The 281-nt window shown below is 53.0% G+C and carries 1 protein-coding gene; it reads left to right on the top strand.

Going from position 1 to position 281, the window contains the following annotated elements:
- Nucleotides 1–281 (top strand): hypothetical protein (locus tag ACGF49_RS25185; protein WP_387493519.1); only part of this gene is annotated, 281 nt, incomplete at both ends.

The following is a 281-nucleotide window of genomic DNA, read 5'->3' as shown; positions in this document are numbered from 1 at the left end:
TGTATGCCAATAAAATCCGTCTGGTGAGTACTGAGCCGGGTAAGGCTATCAACCTGACTAACCTGACGGCAACGCAAGGCGACATCAATGTGACCGCTGAGGGGCAGGTGACTCTGGGGGATGTGCAGGCCAAAACGGACATAAACATGCGCGGCAAAAGCATTGAAATCGGCACACGGCGTCATGTGCAAGCCGGTCAGCATCTGATATTGACAACCGACACATTGCAGAGTTGGGGACGAATGCGTGCCGACGGTGATGTCACCATTAAAGCGAAAGAC

It is taken from the genome of Photorhabdus sp. RM96S (assembly GCF_042879335.1).
Taxonomy (GTDB): domain Bacteria; phylum Pseudomonadota; class Gammaproteobacteria; order Enterobacterales; family Enterobacteriaceae; genus Photorhabdus; species Photorhabdus kayaii.
Note: the sequence above shows the minus strand (reverse complement) of the source record. Positions and strands in the feature narration are given on the sequence as shown.